Source organism: Streptomyces sp. NPDC053048 (assembly GCF_044547045.1).
Lineage (GTDB): Bacteria > Actinomycetota > Actinomycetes > Streptomycetales > Streptomycetaceae > Streptomyces.
The window spans coordinates 1-4,505 of the sequence record NZ_JBITZS010000022.1 but is presented as its reverse complement, the minus strand read 5'-3'; the positions used below and the strand labels follow the sequence as shown (position 1 = coordinate 4,505).

General features: G+C 69.7%; 3 protein-coding genes. 2 read left to right on the top strand and 1 reads right to left on the bottom strand.

Annotated features, from left to right (window positions below; all coding sequences use genetic code 11):
* Window positions 1-444: 444 nt before the first annotated feature.
* Window positions 445-1,452 (top strand): tryptophan--tRNA ligase, encoded by a 1,008-nt coding sequence (trpS, locus tag ACIG36_RS33275; RefSeq protein WP_399936252.1) that lies wholly within the window; start codon window positions 445-447, stop codon window positions 1,450-1,452.
* A gap of 55 nt (window positions 1,453-1,507) precedes the next feature.
* Here trpS and proC read toward each other — a convergent pair whose 3' ends face one another.
* Window positions 1,508-2,326 (bottom strand): pyrroline-5-carboxylate reductase, encoded by an 819-nt coding sequence (proC, locus tag ACIG36_RS33270; protein WP_399936250.1) that lies wholly within the window; start codon window positions 2,324-2,326, stop codon window positions 1,508-1,510.
* Window positions 2,327-2,861: 535 nt separating this feature from the next.
* Here proC and ACIG36_RS33265 point away from each other — a divergent pair.
* Window positions 2,862-4,412, top strand: a complete 1,551-nt coding sequence (locus ACIG36_RS33265) for a SulP family inorganic anion transporter (protein ID WP_399936249.1) — start codon at window positions 2,862-2,864, stop codon at window positions 4,410-4,412.
* Window positions 4,413-4,505 lie beyond the last annotated feature (93 nt).

Here is a 4,505-nt window from a genome sequence, read left to right as displayed (position 1 = left end):
TTCCGTTTCCGGCCCCCTGTTGGAGCGGGGTGTTTCGCGCCTTCCGGCGTGATCACTACTTTAGCGGATTTTCCCGGTGACTCCTAATCGGAGTCCCAGGCCATCCCGTTCAGAATTTCGGGCACGCCGAAATTCATCCCGTTCAAGGGCCGTGCAAGTGGTGAGTGCCGCCGGTGCGGCTCGAAGTGCTGCCTCGTCCGTCCCGAGGGACGCCGCGGCAACTCGAAGAACTCTACACGCTCCTGTATGCGTCATCAAACCGGTGGCGCAAGGGGGTTTCGGCGACGTACCGTCGCCGCATGACCCAGCATGCGCTCGTCCAGCAGTGGTGGGCCGCCTGACGGCGGCCCACCACCTGCGCATGCAATCGCGACCCGGCCGCCGCCTCGGCGGCCGTTCTGCTGTCCGTGGCGGTGGTCCCACCTCCAAGGAGTGCAGACACCCATGGCGCACACGGCACGGATCTTCAGCGGCATCAAGCCCACCGGCCACCTCACACTCGGCAACTACCTCGGCGCCATCCGCCAGTGGGTGGAGACGGACCAGCACCGCGCCGACGCCCTCTTCTGCGTCGTCGACCTGCACGCGCTGACCGTCGACCACGACCCCGCCCGCGTGCGAAGGCTCAGCCGGCAGGCGGTGACGCTCCTCCTCGCGGCCGGGCTCGACCCCGAGCGCTGCACCGTGTTCCTGCAGAGCCATGTGGACGAGCACACCCGGCTCGCCTATCTGCTGGAGTGCACGGCCACGGACGGGGAGATGCGCCGGATGATCCAGTACAAGGAGAAGGTCGCGCGCGAACAGGCCGCGGGCCGGAGCGTACGGCTGTCGCTGCTGACGTATCCCGTGCTGATGGCGGCGGACATCCTCGCCTATGGGGCCGACGAGGTTCCTGTGGGTGATGACCAGGCCCAGCACCTCGAGCTGACGCGCGACCTGGCCGTGCGTTTCAACCAGCGCTACGGGCCGGCCTTCACCGTGCCCAGGGCGGTGCTTCCGAAGGTGGCCGCACGGGTGATGGACCTGCAGGACCCGACGTCCAAGATGGGGAAGTCGCACGCGGAGAGCTCGGGCATCGTCTATCTGCTCGACGAGGCCGATGTCGCACGTAGGAAGGTGATGCGCGCGGTGACCGACAGCGGCAGCGAGGTGACGTACGACCGCGAGGCGCAGCCCGGCGTGACGAACCTGCTGGAGATCCTTGCCGCGTGCACGGGTCGGCAGCCGTTGGAGCTGGCCGGAGCCTATGCCTCGTACGGCGCGCTGAAGCGCGACACGGCCGACGCGGTCGTGGAGCTCTGCCGTCCGGTCAGGGAGCGTCATGCGCAGCTGTGTGCGGACCCCAGTTATGTGGACGAGGTCCTGCGGGCGGGTGCCGAGCGGGCCCGGGGGCTGGCCCGTCCGACGGTGGACGCGGCGTACCGGGCCATCGGCCTGATGCCGCCCGCCTGAACGTCCGATGCCGCCGGTCCGAGTCGGACGGACCAGCGGCATCGGCCCCTGTGGCTCAGGCGTCGCCCGACGCCAGCTCGCGGCTGCGGTCGCGGGCCGCTTCGAGGGCGGCGATCAGGGCGGCCCGTACTCCGTGGCTCTCGAGCTCGCGGATCGCGCTGATCGTCGTACCGGCGGGAGACGTGACGGCTTCGCGCAGCTTCACGGGGTGCTCGCCGCTGTCGCGGAGCATGACGGCGGCGCCGATGGCCGCCTGGACGATGAGGTCGTGGGCCTTGTCGCGGGGGAGGCCGAGGAGGATGCCGGCGTCGGTCATGGCCTCGACGAGGTAGTAGAAGTACGCGGGCCCGGAGCCGGAGAGGGCGGTCGCCGCGTCCTGCTGGTTCTCGGGGACGCGGAGCGTCTTGCCGACGGGCTTGAAGATGGCCTCGGTGCGGAGGAGATGGTTCTCGGTGGCGTGGGAGCCGCCGGAGATGACGGACATGCCTTCGTCGACGAGGACGGGTGTGTTGGGCATGACGCGCACGACGGGGGTGCCGGGCGGCAGCTTCTCCTCGAAGAAGGCGGTGGGCACGCCGGCCGCGGCGCTGATGACCAGCCGGTCGGCGGGCAGGTGCGGGGCGAGTTCCTCGAGGAGCGTCGCCATGTCCTGCGGCTTGACGGCCAGGATGAGGGTGTCGGCGGCCTTGGCGGCCTCCGTGTTGGTGACCACCTCGACGCCGTAGCGGGTGCGCAGGGCCTCGGCGCGCTCGGGGCGGCGGGCCGTGCACATCAGGTCGTCGGTCGACCAGCCGGCGCGGATCATGCCGCTGAGGAGGGCCTCCCCGATCTTTCCGGTGCCGAGGACGGCGACTTTCTGGGCAACGGGGCTCACGGGGCTCACCTTCTCGCTGCGCCGGGCCGGGCCGCCGTGCCTCGCGGGCGGGGCGGTGGGTGCCGGCCGGGCTTCGTCGGGTCGTAGGCCGGTCATCTTCGCACTTCGGGGGCGCGGTGCGGGGACTTTGCCCATGGTGTGGGACGGGTGGGGTGCGACGAGTGCGGTGTTCCCCGTGTGGCTTCGGAGGCGTCCGCCGGTGTGATGGGAACCGTCCGTTCCTGCTGTTCGACACCTTGCTCGACACCGCGTTTACACCGTGGTTACAAATCAACTCGCGGATACGCACCACAACTTGGCCAAAATATGGTCGAGTGATTAACAGCACGGCGCCGGCAGGAACGACGGCAATTGTCCGTGTTCCGTACTGCGAACCGTGCCGCCGCCGTCCGCCCCTGCGTGACGTGACGCTTCACTCCGCTCTGCTCCGCCACACTCCCCACCTCACACTCCACACTCCACCTGTCTGGCAACGATCGCCTCGATCCCCACCGCATCGCTGCGCGCGCCTTCGAGCGCGCTGGAGGCATTCCTCATGCAGAAGACACTCTTCCGCCATGCCCGAAATGTCGCGTCCCGAGTTGACCTCAGGGCCAACCTCCGGGCCGACTTCACCGCGTCGCTCGTCGTGTTCCTCATAGCCGTGCCGCTCTCGGTCGGCATCGCCGTCGCGTCCGGCGTCCCCGTCGAGCTGGGGCTCGTCACCGGCATCGTCGGCGGACTGCTCACCGGTCTGCTGCCGGGCAGCAGCATGCAGGTCAGCGGCCCGGCGGCCGGGCTGACGGTGCTGGTCTACGAGGCCGTGCGGGAGTACGGGCTCCGGGCCCTGGGCGTACTGGTACTCACGGCCGGCGTCCTCCAGGTCGCCATGGGGCTGCTCAAACTGGGGCGCTGGTTCCGGGCCATCTCCGTCGCGGTGGTGCAGGGAATGCTCGCGGGCATCGGGGTCGTATTGATCGCCGGACAGCTGTACGCGCTCGCCGACGCGGAAGCGCCGGCCGGAGGCCTGGAGAAGCTGGGCGGCCTGGTCACGCTCCTCACCGAGACGCTGGGTTCGGCGGACGCCATGGCCGCCGTCGCTGTCGGCGCCGGCACCGCGGCCGTACTGGTGTTGTGGCCGCGCTGGCAGCAGGCACAGCGCTTCGTCCCCGGCCCGCTGGCCGCGGTCGTACTGGCCACGACCGTGGTGGCGGTGCTGGACCTGCCCGTCAACAGGGTCCAGGTGCGGGGGCTCCTCGACGCGATCCAGCCACCGGCGGGCGGCGACTTCGCGCGCCTGACGGAGTTCGGAGTGCTGGGAACGGTACTGGCCTTCGCCCTCATCGCGTCGGCCGAGTCGCTGTTCAGCGCGGCGGCCGTCGACCGGCTGCACGACGGCACCCACACCGACTACGACAAGGAACTCATCGCCCAGGGCGCCGGCAACACCGTCTGCGGCGCGCTCGGCGCCCTGCCGATGACGGCCGTGATCGTCAGGAGTGCGGCCAACGTACGGGCGGGCGCGCGGACGAAGGCCTCGCGCGTGCTGCACGGCGTATGGCTGGTGGTCTTCGCGACCCTGCTGCCCTGGGCCCTGGAGCTCATCCCTGTCGCGGCCCTGGCCGGCGTACTCGTCCACGCGGGCTGGAAGCTGCTGCCGGGAAAGGAACTGGGCCCGCTGTGGCGTGACCACCGCGGCGAGGTCGCGGTGCTGCTGACGACCACCGTCGCGATCGTGGTCACCAATCTCTTCGAGGGCGTCATCATCGGCCTGCTCATGGCGGTGGTGAAGGCGGCCTGGGAGACCTCGCACGTCCACATCGAGACGTCGACGACGCCGGGCGGGGACGTACGGGTGCGTGTGCTCGGCAACGCCAACTTCCTGCGGCTGCCGAAGCTCCTGGACGAACTGGACGCGCTCCCGCGTGCCGGCCGCGCCGTGGAACTCGACCTCAGCGGGCTGCGGCACATGGACCGTGCCTGCCACACCGCACTGCTGGGCTGGACGGAACGCAATTCAGCGGTCCGGCGCGAGGACGAGAACCAGAACGAGGACGGGGACGAAAACGGGGACGGCGAGGCCACGGGGCAGGTGGTGGCGGTATAACGCAAAAAAGCCGTAGGCTTCGAGGCGAATTTCTTCGTCTCGAAGCCCACGGCTTTCTAAAAGGAGTTCGGCGGCGTCCTACTCTCCCACAGG

Excerpts from the sequence above, each read along its gene's own strand:
- trpS (WP_399936252.1), top strand. The coding sequence starts at position 445 with ATGGCGCACACGGCACGGATCTTCAGCGGCATCAAGCCCACCGGCCAC.
- ACIG36_RS33265 (WP_399936249.1), top strand. The coding sequence starts at position 2,862 with ATGCAGAAGACACTCTTCCGCCATGCCCGAAATGTCGCGTCCCGAGTT.